Source organism: Rhizobium sp. EC-SD404, assembly GCF_902498825.1.
GTDB lineage: Bacteria > Pseudomonadota > Alphaproteobacteria > Rhizobiales > Rhizobiaceae > Georhizobium.
Map to the genome: position 1 here is coordinate 891,558 of NZ_LR701459.1, position 15,531 is coordinate 907,088.

Here is a 15,531-nt window from a genome sequence, read left to right on the forward strand (position 1 = left end):
CGTGAACTTTCTTCTTGCCAATTGAATTCCGTTGACACTTTGAAATACGTTCAATAGCGTCATGGTCGAGGGCAGGGAGGCTCTCGGCCGGAACCGTGTGGGAGGAACATGACGGAAGCCGCCATTCTGTCCGCGCGCGGACTCACCAAGGAATTCAAGGGATTCGTTGCGGTCAACAATGTTGACCTCGACGTGCGTCGCGGGTCGATCCATGCGTTGATCGGGCCGAATGGGGCCGGCAAGACGACCTGCTTCAATCTCCTGACGAAGTTCCTGCAGCCGACTTCGGGCGCGATCACTTACAATGGTCGCGACATCACCGGCCTGTCCGCAGCCGACATCGCTCGCCTGGGTCTGGTGCGTTCGTTCCAGATTTCCGCGGTGTTTCCGAACCTGACGGTTCTGGAGAATGTCCGCATCGCCCTGCAAAGGCGCCGCGGCGATTCCTATGATTTCTGGCGCTCCGAAACGGTGTTGCGCGAGTATGACGACGAGGCGCGATCGCACATCGCCGATGTAGGCCTGACTGCGTTCACCGACGAGCGCGCGGGCGAACTGTCCTACGGCCGCAAGCGTGCTCTCGAGATCGCGACGACGCTGGCGCTCAACCCGGAAATGCTGCTGCTCGACGAGCCCATGGCCGGCATGACTCAAGAAGATGTGGAACGCATCTCGGCGCTGATCCGCCGGATCGCCGCGAACCGCACGATCCTGATGGTCGAGCACAATTTGTCGGTCGTCGCCAATCTGTCGGACTACATTACTGTTCTCGCACGCGGAGAGGTGCTGGCGCAGGGCGACTACGCCACCGTTTCAAAAGACCCCAAGGTCATCGACGCCTATATCGGAGCGGGACATGGTTGAGCCAACGACGATGGAACGACCGATCGCGACGGCGGCCCCGATCAAGCCGCTGCTGGAGGTCAAGAACCTGCAGGGTTGGTATGGCGAAAGCCACGTGCTGCACGGCATCAATTTCTCCGTGGGCGAGGGCGAGGTCATCACCCTGCTCGGCCGCAACGGCGCCGGCAAGACCACGACGATGAAGGCGGTGATGGGCATTCTCGCCAAACGCACCGGATCGGTCACCTTCGAGGGCAACGAACTCATCAAGCTTCCCGCTCGCAAGATCGCCAAGGCCGGCATCGCCTATTGCCCCGAAGAGCGTGGCATCTTTTCCAGCCTTTCGGTGCAGGAAAACCTGATGCTGCCGCCGAAAGTGCGCGAGGGCGGTCTGTCGCTCGACACCATCTTCGAGCTGTTTCCCAATCTGAAGGAGCGGCTCTCCAGCCAGGGCACGAAGCTTTCGGGCGGGGAACAGCAGATGCTTGCGATCGCCCGGATCCTCAGGACCGGAGCCAAGACGCTGCTGCTGGACGAGCCGACGGAAGGGCTCGCGCCGGTCATCGTGCAGCAGATCGGCCGCACCATCGCGCGCCTGAAGGATCAGGGCTTCACCATCGTTCTGGTCGAGCAGAATTTCCGGTTCGCCGCCTCGGTTGCGGACCGTCACTACGTCGTCGAGCAGGGTCGTGTGGTGGACACGATCCTCAACGCCGAACTCGACGCCAACATCGACAAGCTGCATCGCTATCTCGGCGTTTAGGAAGCAATCGGCACGAAAAAACGTGTCTTTCTCGGGAGGAGAACTGCAATGATGAAGAAAATCGCACTGGCCACGTCGGCATTCGCCATGCTGGCTGCAACGCCGGGCCTTGCCCAGGACGTGAGCGTCAAGCTCGGCGTTCTGAACGACCGTTCCGGCGTCTATGCCGACCTGTCGGGCGAAGGCTCAGTCATCGCCGCGCAGATGGCGGTCGAGGATTTCGGTGCCGAGGAGAAGGGCATCACGGTCGAGATCGTTTCCGCCGACCACCAGAACAAGCCTGACGTCGCATCCAACATCTCGCGCCAGTGGTACAGCGAAGAAGACGTCGACGCGATTTTCGACGTCCCGACCTCGTCGGCCGCACTCGCCGTGCATGAGATCACCCGCGAGATGGACAAGATCTTCATGAACTCCGGCGCTGCGACATCGGATCTCACCGGCTCCGCGTGCTCGCCGAACACCGTTCACTGGACCTACGACACCTGGGCACTGGCAAACGGCACCGGTGGCGCCATGGTGGAGCAGGGCGGCGACAGCTGGTTCTTCATCACCGCCGACTACGCATTCGGCCATGCGCTCGAGCGTGACACGACGGCCTTCGTCGAGAAGTCGGGCGGCACGGTCGTCGGCTCGGTGCGTCACCCGTTCCCGGGCAGCGACTTCTCGTCGTTCCTGCTGCAGGCCCAGGCTTCCGGCGCCAAGGTCGTTGGCCTTGCCAATGCCGGTGGCGATACGATCAACGCCGTCAAGCAGGCATCCGAATTCGGCATCACCCAGGCCGGCCAGTCGCTCGCCGGTCTGCTCGTCTTCCTCACCGACGTTCATTCGCTCGGCCTGGAAACCGCGCAGGGTCTCGTCCTGACGGAAAGCTTCTACTGGGATCTGAACGACCAGACGCGTGAGTGGTCCGCCCGCTTTGAGGAACAGGCCGGCGATAAGCCGACGATGGTTCAGGCCGGCGTCTATGGCTCGGTGCTGCACTACCTCAAGGCCGTCGAAGCAACAGGCACGGATGAAACCGCAGCCGTCATGGAATGGATGAAGGCGAACCCGACCGACGACCCGCTCTTCGGTCAGGGTGAAATCCGTGAAGACGGCCGCAAGGTCCACGACATGTACCTCTTCCGCGTCAAGGCACCCGATCAGTCGGAAGGCCCATGGGACTACTACGAGCTGTTGGAAACCATCCCCGCCGACCAGGCATTCCGCCCGCTCGCCGATGGTGGCTGCTCGCTCGTCGAAGAAGCTGCCGCGCAGTAATCGCGCTTGAGGCAAGAACCGCGTCGCCTACGGGCGGCGCGGTCACCCTGAGACCGACCGTCTTCATATCTGGAACCAGCCAGCCATGTTCGAGCTTTTGGGCATACCGCCGCAGGCGCTTTTCGGGCAGCTCTTGCTCGGCCTGATCAACGGATCCTTCTACGCCATGCTGAGCCTTGGCCTGGCGGTGATCTTCGGCCTGTTGAACATCATCAATTTCACCCACGGCGCGCAGTACATGATGGGCGCCTTCGTGACTTGGATGCTGCTCACCTATTTCGGCATCAATTACTATGCAGCTCTCATCCTGGTGCCCGTGATCGTCGGTGCGACGGGCGTCGTCATCGAACGGCTGATGATCTCCAGGCTCTACCATCTCGACCATCTCTACGGCCTGCTACTGACCTTCGGCCTCGCGCTCATCATCCAGGGCCTGTTTCGCAATCAGTATGGCGTATCGGGCATCCCGTATGCTGCTCCGGCCTTGCTGCAGGGCGGGCACAATCTCGGCTTCATGTACCTGCCGAATTCGCGTCTCTGGGTCATCGTTGCGTCGCTCATCGTCTGCCTCGGCACCTGGTTCATGATCGAGAAGACGAAGCTCGGCGCTTACCTGCGCGCCGCGACTGAAAACCCGACGCTTGTCGGCGCCTTCGGCATCAACGTGCCGCGTATGATCACGCTCACCTATGGCTTCGGCGTAGGCCTTGCCGCTCTCGCCGGCGTGCTGGCGGCGCCGATCTATTCGGTCAATCCGAACATGGGCGAGCAGCTCATCATCGTCGTCTTCGCGGTCGTCGTCATCGGCGGCATGGGCTCCATCCTCGGCGCGATCATCACCGGCTTCGGCCTCGGGCTGGTGGAGGGCCTCACCCGCGTCTTCTATCCGGAAGGCTCCGCCGTCGTGATCTTCGTCATCATGGCCATCGTTCTGCTCGTTAAGCCGGCAGGCCTCTTCGGAAGGACCGCCTGACATGACCACGACCGATACCGAGACCGTCAGCCCCATCACCGCACTGCCACGCGACAAGGCAATGGGCATGCCGCGTCATCACATGATGATCTTCATCGCGCTTTTCGCGGCGATGCTCGTGGCGCCTTACGTCCTTTATCCCGTCTTTCTGATGAAGGTCATGTGCTTTGCGCTCTTCGCGGCCGCCTTCAATCTCCTGTTGGGCTTCGGCGGCCTGCTGTCCTTCGGCCATGCCGCCTATTTCGGCATGGCGAGCTACGTATCCGCCCATGCTGCCAAGGTCTGGGGACTGACCCCCGAACTTGCGATCCTTTCGGGCACGTTGGTCGCCATGGTGCTGGGTGCGGTGATTGGCTCTCTCGCCATCCGCCGCCAGGGCATCTACTTCGCCATGGTGACGCTCGCCTTCGCGCAGATGGTCTATTTCTTTGCCCTTCAGGCGCCGTTCACCGGCGGCGAGGACGGCATCCAGGCGGTGCCGCGCGGTGATCTTTTCGGCATCCTGAGCACGCGGCCCGACCGGACCTTCTACTATGTCGTTCTGGCCATCACCTTCGGCGGCGTGCTGGCGATCTATCGCATCATCCACTCGCCGTTCGGCCAGGTACTGAAGGCGATCCGCGAGAACGAGCCGCGCTCCATTTCGCTCGGCTATCACGTCAATCGCTACAAGCTGGCCGTGTTCGTCATCTCCGCTGCATTCGCGGGCATGGCGGGTGCCACCAAGGCGCTTGTGTTCCAGCTCGCTTCGCTGACCGATGTCTACTGGACCATGTCGGGTGAGGTCGTTCTGATGACGCTGCTCGGTGGGATGGGCACGGTTTTCGGACCGCTGCTTGGCGCCGGCATCATCGTTGCCATGCAGAATTATTTCGCCTCGTTTGGCGCCTGGGTACTGATCATGCAGGGCATCATTTTCGTGCTGGCGGTGCTTCTGTTCCGAGAAGGAATCATCGGCGTGCTGGCCCGCTGGATCAAAAAACCGCTCTGAGCGGTCCACTTCATCTGTCACGAGAAAGTCCACACCGGCGTCCCCAGGGGCGCCGGTGTTACATTTCTGCGACATCGCTCCTGCATTGCAGAAATGATGACCGTAAATACAGGGATGGTTGGAACCTCGTAACGATTTGATGGTTGAATTTCCGTGGCTGCGGCCACAGAAGCAAGTCCTGCCGTGAACCGGTCGGAGCGAGAAGTCCCTTCTGCCAAGGCAGGTTCAGGACAGGGTTTGCTTGATACACATCGTCCAGATCCCTGAGATCAACCAGTCGAACGAGAACAACAAAATGTCCGCAAGCCACACAAGCGAAAACGTCGCTCAGAGCCTTCGCCCGGTCGTCATGGTCGTCGTCGCTGCGAAAGTCATCATCGCATCATTTCTCTTCGCGAATGTCGCGGGCGTGATCCCATCGCCGGCAACCGCCTACGAGAATACTGCCGTCCATGTCTCGGGCGACCAGAACTGAATCACATCCTGGTTTCAATAGCCGGGATGAGTGATGTCGAAAATGCGCCGGCTGGAATTGAGCGCCGGCGCGAGGCATTTGTGAAGATCTCCGGAACTTAAATCGGAGCGCTTAGGCCGCGGTCGTCAATTGGTCGACTTGCGGTGAATTCTGAACCAGCAAGCCTGCATGCAGCATGAAATCTTCGAAGGCAGCGCGAGCGGCCTCCGTCTGTGTGCTGCCGTTCAGTGCCGAGCGGCAAGCAGCATGTGCGGCGCCATGCCGTTTATCTTTCCGCCAGCCTGGCATCGCTTCCAGATAAGACAATGCCGCCGCAGGGCTTTTGATGGCTTGAACAAAACCAAGCCCTGCGAAGACATGCACTGCACGGTCAAAGCTGTATGACGCCATCGAAAGCTCCTTTGGATGCGCGGGATGCCGCGACGATATCGTTGCGTTTGTTCGGTGTGGCTGAAGTCGTCGCCCCGATGTGGCGCGCAGCGGCAAGAAACGCGTCGCGCGCCTTCGTTGCTGGAACGAAGCCATCGATGGCATCGCGGCATGCTTGAACTGCGCGGCGATAACTCGGATTGGCGGTGATCGGCCAACCGCCCATCAGGCATTCCAGCGCTTCGAATGCGCTGTCGATGCGGCGTGAAGGGCGGCCTGGGAGGGTGACCCACACAGGCGAAAAGGGACGAGCGCTCATCTTTGCTCCTCATGAAATGGGTGCCTGAACCTATCGGCCAGGTGAGTTCCGCAAACGAGGAGAATGGCTCAGTGTTCCGGTGGCCGGCTCCGATCACGGAAATTTCACGAGCCGAAGCCTGCTCGAAGTTCGATTGACGCCAGCGAAAATCGTGGCGCGATCTGGGAACCGATCACGATGGCACGGGTTATTCGGCCAGTTCAAACACGGAGTACCATAATGAAAAAGACCGCTTCACTCGTCGCCCTTTCGATGTTCGGCTTTGTCGCCGCCGCTTCGGCCCAGGCTCCGGCCGGCCTTATCGAAATCGAATCCGATAGCCAGATGGTCAGCGAATTCAACCTGACTGTCGAGCAGCTGGAAGACATGAACATCTTGGACGCAGCAGGCGAGACGATCGGCGAAGTCGAAGAAGTGCTCGGCACCGATGACGGTACGCCGACGGCATTCTCGGCCGAAGTTGGCGGCTTCCTGGGTGTCGGTGATACCGATGTCGTCATCCCGTTCGACCAGGTCACGCTCGAAGGCGACAACCTGCAGGTCGACATGACCCAGGAACAGGTTGAAGCCTTGGATCGCTGGGAAGACTAAGCTTCGAACAGCTTTTTAAATTCAAGCCCGCATCTGAAAGGATGCGGGCTTTTTCGTGTCTGGAAATGACCGGAAAATTCCGTGGGTCGCGGTTGTCGGGGCTGGGGGGCCTGAATAACGAACCGCGACCCTGACCCCGGTTGAGACAAGGGGCCGTCGACTTTGTAGCCAGCGCGCGGCGCTCCCGCACCTATCAAATCTCGGAGATTGTTCTTAACGCCGCGCCAACCACACGACGCGATTCGACGGCTCGATCGGCGGAACTGCGCGTGACCACCGGGGGCGGTTGGCCACGCGCAGTTCCCGTCCTCCCCAGAAGGACGTCAATTCACCCTAAAACACTGATTGAACGATCGAAACGGACCTCAGTCTGAGTATCCGCCGTCGAACGTCCACGACATCCGAGCCCAAGGAACGGCTGGGCGGACAGACCGACGACCCTTGGTGCTCTATGATCCCACGCGCTATGCTTTCGCGCAGCCTCTGTTGAGGCGGCATCCCGAAACCGGTGACGGACCCGTCTGGGGCGCTCTGAATGGGTCGATCGTGCCGTGCTAAAATGCTCCTTCGGAGGGGCCATGTCGAAGCTTGCCGTCATCAGACGAGGATGGTGCGTCGCGATTGCGATCGCTTTCCTGTTTCTGTCGCAAGCCTTTCTCACATCCCCGCATTCCAGTTCATCCTTCGCCACACCGCTTCTCGATGCATTCGGCAATCCGATTTGCATCACGAGCACCGCAAGCAAGACTGACCCCGCTTCGAAGGGTAACCACGACACAGAGCGCGGATGCGATACGCTCGGGTGCGCGGCAGCACTTCAGCTTCCGCAGCACCGCGCTGCAGACGTTTCGGCATATCTGACGCCAAGCATCTCGACCGGTCTGACATTTCCGCGGCTTTTTGAGACAACGCCGGCGTTGCCTGAGCACAGTCCAGGCAGTCCCCGCGCTCCCCCGGCCTCGGTATAGCGGGAGCGCCCAGAGCCTCTGGCGCCAACCCCTTTCGATCGCGAGCCATTCCAAAATATCTTGGACTTTTTTTAGCGCGGCTGATGCGCTCCTCGCTGGATACGGCCGGGAGCAGGCATTGCCGCCAGTCGTCGAGGGACGCCATGACCGACACCACCATGGGAGCCGAGGCTTCCCAGGCAGTGACCGCTGCCAACAAATTCTATTTCATCGCCTGGCGATGGCACTTCTACGCCGGCCTCTACGTCATGCCCTTCCTGGTCATGCTCGCCACCACGGGTCTGATCATGCTCTGGATATCCTGGTTCGCCGGCGTCGGTGGCGAACGCATGACAGTCGCGGTTCAAGGCCAGCCGATGGCGGTCAGTGCATTGCAGACTGCTGTGGAGGCGGCGGTGCCCGGTGGCAGCGCCATCCAGTATGTGGAACCGCTCGCGGCCGATCGGGTCGCCGCATTTGCGGTCCAGGCCGGCGACACCACGACAGGCGTGGTCGTCGATCCCTATACGGCCGATGTCCTGCACACCTTTCCCTGGCGCGCCGGCTGGTACGATTTCGTCAACAAGATCCACGGCACGCTGTTTCTAGGCGCCTTCGGTGATCGGATGATCGAGATCGCCGCGAGTCTTGCGATCGTGATGATCGCGACTGGCCTTTATCTGCACTGGCCACGCAACGGCTCCGGTTGGCGCAACGCGCTGGTTCCGCGCCTTTCCGCGAAGGGAAGAACTTTCTGGAAATCGCTCCACGGCGTGCTCGGCTTCTGGATATCGGCCATCCTCGTCGTGTTCCTCATCTCGGGTCTGAGCTGGGCTGGCATCTGGGGTGAGCGGATGGTGCAGGCGTGGAATACATTTCCCGCTGAAAAGTGGGGTGCGCCGCTCTCCGACGCGACCCATGCCGACATGAACCATGAGGGCAGCCATCATGTGCCGTGGGGGCTCGAACAGACGCCGATGCCGGCCTCCGGCTCGCTTGCTGGCGTCGACGCGATTGCCGCCGATGTCTCGATCGACAGCGTCGCCGAGTTCGCACGCACCTTGGGCTTCGACGGCCGGTTTCAGATCAATGTGCCCGCCGACGATACCGGCGTCTGGACGATCAGCCATGACAGCATGTCGAACGACGGGCCCGACCCGGCCGCAGACCGGACCCTTCACATCGACCGCCACAGCGGCAACGTTCTCGCCGATGTGAAGTACGCCGACTATTCCGCCTACGCCAAGGCCATGGCTTGGGGCATCGCGTTCCACGAGGGCGATCTGGGCGTGTGGAATCTGGTCCTGAACACGCTGTTCTGCCTGTCGATCATGACGCTCACGGTGTCCGGTCTGGTGATGTGGTGGAAGCGCCGTCCGGAGACAGCCGCGCGTCTCGGTGCACCGCCACGTCCCCGCGACCTGCCCATCTGGCCAGTCGACCTTCCCGTCTGGAAAGCCGCCGCCGGCCTCATCGTCGTGCTGGGCGTTCTGTTCCCGCTGTCGGTTGCAGCCATCATCGCGGTGCTGCTCATCGATCTGACGCTGCTGCGCTTGATGCCTGGCGTGAAGCGGGCCCTTTCATAAGAAGAAGTGGGGGTGGTTTCGCGAGACACCGCCCTCTCACAACGGAGATCGTTGCAATGACGCAGAAACAAACAGCGCCCGAGGTTCGTCGAACCTGCCGGGCGCTGTTTGGATTTAAGCTAAGTGCTTGAAAAGGATGGTGGGCGTGACAGGGATTGAACCTGTGACCCCTACGATGTCAACGTAGTGCTCTCCCGCTGAGCTACACGCCCATCCGTGGAGCGGCATAGACCATAAATGGCTTTGCCGCGTCAATAGTGTCCAAAGCGAAATCCGCGGCTTTTCGAAAGGGCCTGAAATGGGCCTCAGGCAGCTTCGAGCATCTTGTGGATTTCGTCCACGAGATCGCGCAGATGGAAGGGTTTGGAAAGAACCTTGGCATCTTTCGGTGCGTTGGAATCCGGGTTCAGCGCCACGGCTGCAAAGCCGGTGATGAACATGACCTTCAAGTCCGGATCAAGTTCGGTTGCGCGACGGGCCAACTCGATACCATCCATCTCGGGCATCACGATGTCCGTCAGAAGCAGCGAAAACGGCTCTTCGCGAAGCCGGTCATAAGCGCTGGCGCCATTGTCGAAGGCGCGGACCTCATAGCCGGCCTTCTCCAGCGCCTTCACCAGAAACCGGCGCATGTCGTTGTCGTCTTCGGCAAGAAGAATCTTCATTCTCTGTCGTCCTGAAATGTCGTCGTCGGCTGTCATGATGAGCGCACCTCTCGCTGCCACAGAAACAACACTTGCGTAAACATCCCGTGAAGGTCGAAATGGAAGCGCGCTCGACTCATGGTGCCACAATCCCGATTTTATGGGCTATGGACACGGGTAGAGGCAACTGGCAACATGATCTGGGCAGTCGAATTCAAGGGATGCGGGGCATTTTCGCATCGTTTTCACCACCTCGATCGACAAGCAACGGAGTGCAGGCGAATTGGCAGCGCGGGTGTTCGATTCTGAACCATTCGAGGTCCGGATGGCGCCGCGCCAGAGAACGCCCCTCGTCTTCAACTCGCCCCATAGCGGGCGCGTTTATCCCGAAGCTTTCCTGGCCCAGTCTCGACTCGATGCGCGGCGCATCCGCAAATCCGAAGACTTCTATGTCGACGAATTGTTTGCCCATGCGGTGCAGGCCGGCGCGCCGATGCTCGTTGCGCACTTTCCGCGCGCCTATCTCGACGTCAATCGCGAGCCCTACGAACTCGATCCGCGCATGTTCGACGGAGCGTTGCCGCCCTTTGCCAACATATCGTCGACGCGCGTCGCCGGCGGCCTCGGTACAATCCCGCGGCTGGTTGCCGAGAACGTCGAGATATATAGTCATCGCCTGCCGGTCGCCGAAGCGCTGGAGCGTATCGAGGGCATCTATCGGCCCTACCATGCCTGCCTGCGCCGCCTGATCGCCCGCACCCGCGTGACCTATGGCATGGCCGTTCTGGTCGATTGTCATTCGATGCCGGCGAGTGTGCGTTCGCCCGCTTCCCCGGTCAGGCCGGATTTCATCATCGGCGATCGCTACGGCACCAGCGCATCGCAGGACCTGACCCGCTCGGCCGCCCTGATCCTGCAGGAAATGGGCTATGCTGTGACCCGCAACAAGCCCTATGCGGGCGGGTTCATCACCGAACATTACGGTCGGCCAGCCCATGGCCTCCACGCCTTGCAGATTGAGGTCAATCGCGGGCTCTATTTCGATGAGGAGCGGCTTGAGAAGAAGCCGGGCTTCGATCGGCTGCGCGCCGACCTGACGGACTTCGTCGATGCACTGGTCGCATTGGTCGAAAGCGACATGCTGGAAATGCCGCTCGCCGCCGAATAGATCAGCGCATAAAAAAACCGCGCCCGTTAGGACGCGGTAGAAGTCTAGGGAGGAAACGCCCAAATGGGCATTGCAGCGAACTGCACCTCGAAGCTATTGCTGCGCCGCACAAAAGTCAATCGATTAGATTGAGCCGTGTTCGCAGTCGCAACAAAGTCGCCGACAGTCGCGTCTGTCAGTAAAAAGTGGAACTCATGGCCTTACCCGATCTCGAATTCTTTCGCCGGCTCGCTGCCGCGGCGGCCGAACAAACGCTGCCGAGGTTTCGCCAGAACGGTGCTGTCGAGACCAAGGGCAGCGGTCTTTTCGATCCGGTCACCGAGGCCGACAAGGCGGCGGAAACTGCCATCCGCGACTTGATTGCGCAAACCTATCCCGACCACGGCATTCTGGGCGAGGAACACGGCGGCCACGGCACCGATCGCGAATTTCTCTGGGTCATCGACCCCATCGACGGCACCCGTGCGTTCATCTCGGGACTTCCCGTTTGGGGAACGCTCATCGGCCTCTACCAGGACGGCCGCGCCGTGATGGGCTTGATGGACCAGCCATTCATCGGCGAAACCTTCGTCGCCGGTCCTGGGCAGTCCCACTATTTCGGTCGCTCGGGGCAAGCTCCATTGAAGGTCCGCGCCTGCGAAAAGCTCGCTGACGCCACGCTCTTCACGACGTCACCGAAGATCTTCTCGGACGCCCATGTCGGTCGCTATGAGCGCGTGGAAAAGGTCGCCCGTCTCGCCCGTTATGGCTGCGACTGCTACGCCTATGCGCTGTTGGCCAGCGGCCACGCCGATATCGTCGTCGAATCGGACCTCAAGCCTTACGACATCGCGGCGCTGATCCCGATTATCGAGAATGCAGGCGGCGTTATCACCACATGGGATGGCGGCCGGCCCGAAGGTGGCGGCGATATCGTGGCCTGTGGCAGCCGGCGCGTCCATGAAGAGGCGCTGGCACTCCTCAGGAGCTGATCGAAAGCGCGTCCTGCTCTTGCTCAGCCTCGGCGCCGGGCAGAAAAGCGGTGATCGCTGCAAGAGCCGGCTCGCGATAGATGTCGCTTTCCTGAAACAGCTCGTGGCGCGCCTGGTCGACGGTGATGACCCGTCCGGCACGAAACAGCGTTCCGAGTTCCTCGATGGCACGCAGCGGGACGATCTGGTCCCCGCCTGCGGCTAGGATCAACGTCGGGATCTGGATCGCGGCGAGATGGTCCTGATGCCGTACGACATCGATCCGGCCCAGCGCTTCGCTGATCCAGCGGGCCGTTGGGCTCGAGGGCGCAAGCAAGGGTGCCGACCCGAAGATCGCCTGGTTGCGCCGAAAGCGCCGCTCGTCATGGGTAAGACGGTTGTCCGCAAAAGGCTGGTTGTGCCGATTGCGGGCGACGATCATGCGTTTCAGACCGATGCGGCTCATGACGTTCGTCAAAAGCCGGACGCCGCGTTGTCCGAGCCTCTGGCCGCCAAGTGCGATGAACGGCGCGCAAAGGACCATGCGCTCGATTCGCGTCGTCAGTCGCGGTGCGGCTGAAAGAGCCACCAGCGCACCGGCCGAATGGGCGACGAGGAAGAACGGAAGCCGCGCATCGGGCAGCACGACCTGGGTCAGGAAATCCTCAAGATCGTGTTCGTAATCGACGAAGCGCTCCACGTAGCCGGCACTGTGGTTGGGCAGAAGTCGCTCCGAGCCGCCCTGGCCGCGCCAGTCGAACGTCGCGACCCAGAGGCCGGTCTTCAGAAGATCGGAGATCGTCTCGTAATATTTCTCGATACACTCGTTGCGCCCGTGAACGAGCACGATCGTGCCCTTGGCGCGCGGCGCGTCGGCCTTGAAGAGCGCATAGCGGAGCGACTTTCCATCGCGCGTGCGGAAATAGCCGGCGACATGGCGGTTGCCGGTCGGATCGGGAAACGGGTTGTCTGGGGTCTGATAAAGGATATCTTTCATCACGCAGCGCCGGCTCAAAGCAGGCACTTAACATCGAAAGCGTCTGCCCACAAAGAACGGTGATGCGAAAAAAGAGACCGGAGGCGCGAGAGCGATATGTGGGTTTCGCGCGCCTCCGGCCGATGGCTGAAGGGAAGGGACGTTACACTCCAGCCAGTCAGGATTTCTTTGTCCCGACGCTGGCCAATATGGTCCAGTGCATCTGAACGCGATCCGAACCTGACATTCATCTCGCATTCATGTGATAACGGCCGGCAGACGCCTTTATTCCCGTGCGGGATATGGGAGCGTGATCGGTGAACGCGCGCGCCTCTTGAACGGTGATAGCGCATTTCCCATCTTGTTTTTGCGGACGCCAGAACGGGTCCGCTGGTCTCTTCAAGCCTTTCGCCGCCGAGCGGGAACAGGTGTGAGGCCAGACAATCGATCAGACGAACAAGTCGCTTCAAGGAGGACTTCCAAATGCGTCATGTAGACTTCTCCCCCCTTTATCGCTCGACCGTTGGCTTCGACCGCCTGTTCACCATGCTGGACAGCCTCGCACAGCCGGATCAGGGCCAGACCTACCCGCCCTATAATATCGAGCGCACCGGCGAAAACGCCTATCGTATCACCATGGCGGTCGCCGGCTTCGGTGAAGATGAACTGTCCATCGAAGCACGCGAGCATACGCTGACGGTCAAAGGCGAAAAGGCCGATGATTCCAGCGATGCCGGCGAATTCCTCTATCGTGGCATTGCCAAGCGTGCCTTCGAGCGCCGCTTCCAGCTTGCCGACCACGTGGAGGTTCGCGGCGCTTCGCTGAAGAACGGCCTTCTGCACATCGATCTTCTGCGCGAAATTCCCGAGGCCATGAAGCCCCGCCGGATTTCGATCCAGGCAAGCCCGGCCACCGCAAAGCAGATCGAGGCGCAAACCGCCTAAATTCGCTGAAGCCGTAGTGGCTTAATCGACGGCGCCCTCAAGAGGGCGCCGTTTTTCGTTCTTGGAGTGCCGGCTCAGAACTGGCGGCCGATCTTCGCGTCAACCGACTGGGCGTTGCCGCCGCGGATCACGAAGAAGAACATCATGGCTGCCCAGAGGATGGATTTCTCCGCACCGGAATAGCCTTCGGCCTGCACGACCCAGTGGAAATAGACCGTAACGAGAAGCACGATCATTGTGGCGAAGGCGGCGGGGCGGGTCAAAAGCCCAATTGCCAGTAGAATTCCGCCGAAGAACTCGGTCCCCGCCAGAAGCGGCGACCAGATGGTGCCGGGCACGAAGCCGAGGCTCTCGACCATCCCCACCGCGCCGAAAGGATCGGTGATTTTCGGCCAGCCATGGGTGACGAGCGCCAGGCCGGCGACGACGCGCAGCACGGTTTCTGCGAATGTGGAGAGCCCGGCATATAGCGGGCGCAGTGCGGGAATGATGAGGTTCTGATATTCCGGTTGTGCCATATGGTCGATCCTAGCCCGTTTACGTTACGCCTCCCACTGCGTCACATAGGGCATTCCCGTAAAGACGGGAACTCAGGCGACCAGATCCAGGAACCGATCCACATCATCCTCGCGCGTAGCGAAGCTCGTGACGAGGCGCGTCAGGACTTCGTCTTCACCGATCATGCCGTTGAGCGCGCGCGGCGGCGTCCAATCGTAGAACGCAGCTCCCTTGGAGCGTGCAGCCTCGGCATCTGCCTTGCGAACGATGGCGAAGACCTCGTTCGTCTGCGACGTCCAGCCAGGACGTGCGCGGTTGGACGCTTTCAATCCATTCTGCAGACGCGCCGCCATGGCGTTGGAGTGACGCGCGAGGTCGAGCCAGAGATCGTCCTCGAAATAACCGTGGAACTGAGCGGCGATAAAACGGCTCTTGGAAAAGAGCTGCGCCGCGCGCTTGCGGATGAAGGGCAGGTCGCGCGCCTTGTCGGGATCCATGAAGACAAGAGCTTCCGCGCACCAGCAGCCGTTCTTCGTCGCGCCGAACGAAAGAACGTCAATACCGCGCTTCCAGGTCATTTCAGCCGGCGTGAGGTCGAGTTCGACCAGCGCGTTGGCAAAGCGCGCGCCGTCCATGTGCAGGGGAAGAGCGTGTGCCTTGGCGATCTCCGCGATCGCGTCGATTTCATCGGCGGTATAAACCGTGCCGATCTCGGTGGCCTGCGTGATCGAAATCGCCATCGGCTGGCCGGCATGGACGAAGCCGGGTGGAAAGCGCTTCAACTCGGAGCGCAACTCGTCCGGGTCGATCTTGCCATTCCCGCCATCGACCGGCACCAGCCGGGCGCCATGGGTGAAGAATTCGGGCGCCCCGCATTCGTCCTCGATGACATGCGCCTCGCGGTGGCAGAAGGAGACGCCGCCCGGCCGGTTGACGCTGGCGAGCGCCAGCGAGTTGGCGGCGGTACCCGTGCCGACGAAGAAGACAGCGACGTCGCGCTCGAACACCTCGTTGAACTTCGCTTCGATTTCCTTGTCGAGGTCGCTCGCCCCGTAGGATGCGGCGTAGCCGTCGGAGTGGCGCTGCAAGGATTCAGCAATGCGCGGGTGGACACCCGCCCAGTTGTCGGAACTGAAAATCATGGGCTGAACTACCTTTGCGGACAATGACGATTACCTTGGCGAGAAGCCTTAAGGTGAGACAGCGAGTGCGGCAACACGGAGGCTCCAA

Annotated in this window: 17 protein-coding genes and 1 tRNA gene; 11 read left to right on the forward strand and 7 right to left on the reverse strand. The window is 61.0% G+C overall.

What is annotated here, in order from left to right:
- Positions 1–108: 108 nt before the first annotated feature.
- The 6 genes from GC125_RS05200 to GC125_RS05225 all read left to right on the forward strand — a co-directional run bounded on the left by GC125_RS05200 (position 109) and on the right by GC125_RS05225 (position 5,308).
- Positions 109–864: an ABC transporter ATP-binding protein gene (locus tag GC125_RS05200; RefSeq protein WP_151984347.1), complete on the forward strand. Its 756-nt coding sequence runs from the start codon at positions 109–111 to the stop codon at positions 862–864.
- The gene (locus GC125_RS05205) at positions 857–1,606 is read left to right on the forward strand and encodes an ABC transporter ATP-binding protein (protein ID WP_199864456.1); all 750 of its coding nucleotides are present in this window, start codon (positions 857–859) and stop codon (positions 1,604–1,606) included. The genes GC125_RS05200 and GC125_RS05205 overlap by 8 nt, the downstream gene beginning before the upstream one ends.
- A gap of 48 nt (positions 1,607–1,654) precedes the next feature.
- On the forward strand, positions 1,655–2,869 hold the full coding sequence (locus GC125_RS05210; RefSeq protein ID WP_151984348.1) for an ABC transporter substrate-binding protein: 1,215 nt from the start codon (positions 1,655–1,657) through the stop codon (positions 2,867–2,869).
- Positions 2,870–2,954: 85 nt separating this feature from the next.
- The gene (locus GC125_RS05215; protein WP_151984349.1) at positions 2,955–3,842 is read left to right on the forward strand and encodes a branched-chain amino acid ABC transporter permease; all 888 of its coding nucleotides are present in this window, start codon (positions 2,955–2,957) and stop codon (positions 3,840–3,842) included.
- Position 3,843: 1 nt separating this feature from the next.
- The gene (locus GC125_RS05220) at positions 3,844–4,833 is read left to right on the forward strand and encodes a branched-chain amino acid ABC transporter permease (RefSeq protein ID WP_151984350.1); all 990 of its coding nucleotides are present in this window, start codon (positions 3,844–3,846) and stop codon (positions 4,831–4,833) included.
- Positions 4,834–5,074: 241 nt separating this feature from the next.
- On the forward strand, positions 5,075–5,308 hold the full coding sequence (locus GC125_RS05225) for a hypothetical protein (RefSeq protein WP_151984351.1): 234 nt from the start codon (positions 5,075–5,077) through the stop codon (positions 5,306–5,308).
- 111 nt (positions 5,309–5,419) lie between these two features.
- Here GC125_RS05225 and GC125_RS05230 read toward each other — a convergent pair whose 3' ends face one another.
- Positions 5,420–5,698: a DUF982 domain-containing protein gene (locus GC125_RS05230; RefSeq protein WP_199864457.1), complete on the reverse strand. Its 279-nt coding sequence runs from the start codon at positions 5,696–5,698 to the stop codon at positions 5,420–5,422.
- Positions 5,679–5,996 carry a DUF982 domain-containing protein gene (locus tag GC125_RS05235; RefSeq protein ID WP_151984353.1) on the reverse strand — a complete coding sequence of 106 codons (318 nt, stop codon included), beginning with the start codon at positions 5,994–5,996 and terminating at the stop codon, positions 5,679–5,681. The genes GC125_RS05230 and GC125_RS05235 overlap by 20 nt, the downstream gene beginning before the upstream one ends.
- A 219-nt stretch (positions 5,997–6,215) precedes the next feature.
- Here GC125_RS05235 and GC125_RS05240 point away from each other — a divergent pair, with 219 nt between their 5' ends.
- Positions 6,216–6,587, forward strand: coding sequence for a PRC-barrel domain-containing protein (locus tag GC125_RS05240; RefSeq protein WP_199864458.1), 372 nt, complete (start codon positions 6,216–6,218; stop codon positions 6,585–6,587).
- A gap of 1,111 nt (positions 6,588–7,698) precedes the next feature.
- A complete protein-coding gene (locus tag GC125_RS05245) occupies positions 7,699–9,120 on the forward strand; it encodes a PepSY-associated TM helix domain-containing protein (protein ID WP_151984355.1) in 1,422 nt (473 codons plus the stop codon).
- A 137-nt stretch (positions 9,121–9,257) separates the two neighbouring features.
- On the opposite strand, the gene GC125_RS05250 is transcribed toward GC125_RS05245, so the two are convergent.
- Positions 9,258–9,332 (reverse strand) — tRNA-Val (locus GC125_RS05250).
- Positions 9,333–9,425: 93 nt separating this feature from the next.
- Positions 9,426–9,785 carry a cell cycle two-component system response regulator CpdR gene (cpdR, locus tag GC125_RS05255; RefSeq protein WP_126011893.1) on the reverse strand — a complete coding sequence of 120 codons (360 nt, stop codon included), beginning with the start codon at positions 9,783–9,785 and terminating at the stop codon, positions 9,426–9,428.
- Positions 9,786–10,089: 304 nt separating this feature from the next.
- On the opposite strand from cpdR, the gene GC125_RS05260 reads away from it, so the two are divergent.
- Entirely contained in the window at positions 10,090–10,932 is an 843-nt protein-coding gene (locus GC125_RS05260; protein ID WP_151984356.1) for an N-formylglutamate amidohydrolase, read from the forward strand.
- Between the two features lie 194 nt (positions 10,933–11,126).
- The gene (hisN, locus tag GC125_RS05265; protein ID WP_151984357.1) at positions 11,127–11,903 is read left to right on the forward strand and encodes a histidinol-phosphatase; all 777 of its coding nucleotides are present in this window, start codon (positions 11,127–11,129) and stop codon (positions 11,901–11,903) included.
- Here the strand turns inward: hisN and GC125_RS05270 are convergent.
- A complete protein-coding gene (locus GC125_RS05270; RefSeq protein WP_151984358.1) occupies positions 11,893–12,879 on the reverse strand; it encodes an alpha/beta fold hydrolase in 987 nt (328 codons plus the stop codon). The two genes, hisN and GC125_RS05270, sit on opposite strands and share 11 nt — an antisense overlap.
- Before the next feature lie 462 nt (positions 12,880–13,341).
- Between GC125_RS05270 and GC125_RS05275 the strand changes: the two genes are divergently transcribed.
- Complete coding sequence (locus tag GC125_RS05275; protein ID WP_151984359.1) at positions 13,342–13,803, forward strand: Hsp20 family protein; 462 nt, start codon at positions 13,342–13,344, stop codon at positions 13,801–13,803.
- A 74-nt stretch (positions 13,804–13,877) separates the two neighbouring features.
- Here the strand turns inward: GC125_RS05275 and GC125_RS05280 are convergent, their stop codons facing one another.
- Positions 13,878–14,321 (reverse strand): DoxX family protein, encoded by a 444-nt coding sequence (locus tag GC125_RS05280; protein ID WP_151984360.1) that lies wholly within the window; start codon positions 14,319–14,321, stop codon positions 13,878–13,880.
- Positions 14,322–14,393: 72 nt separating this feature from the next.
- On the reverse strand, positions 14,394–15,443 hold the full coding sequence (locus GC125_RS05285) for a threonine aldolase family protein (protein ID WP_151984361.1): 1,050 nt from the start codon (positions 15,441–15,443) through the stop codon (positions 14,394–14,396).
- Positions 15,444–15,531: the final 88 nt, after the last annotated feature.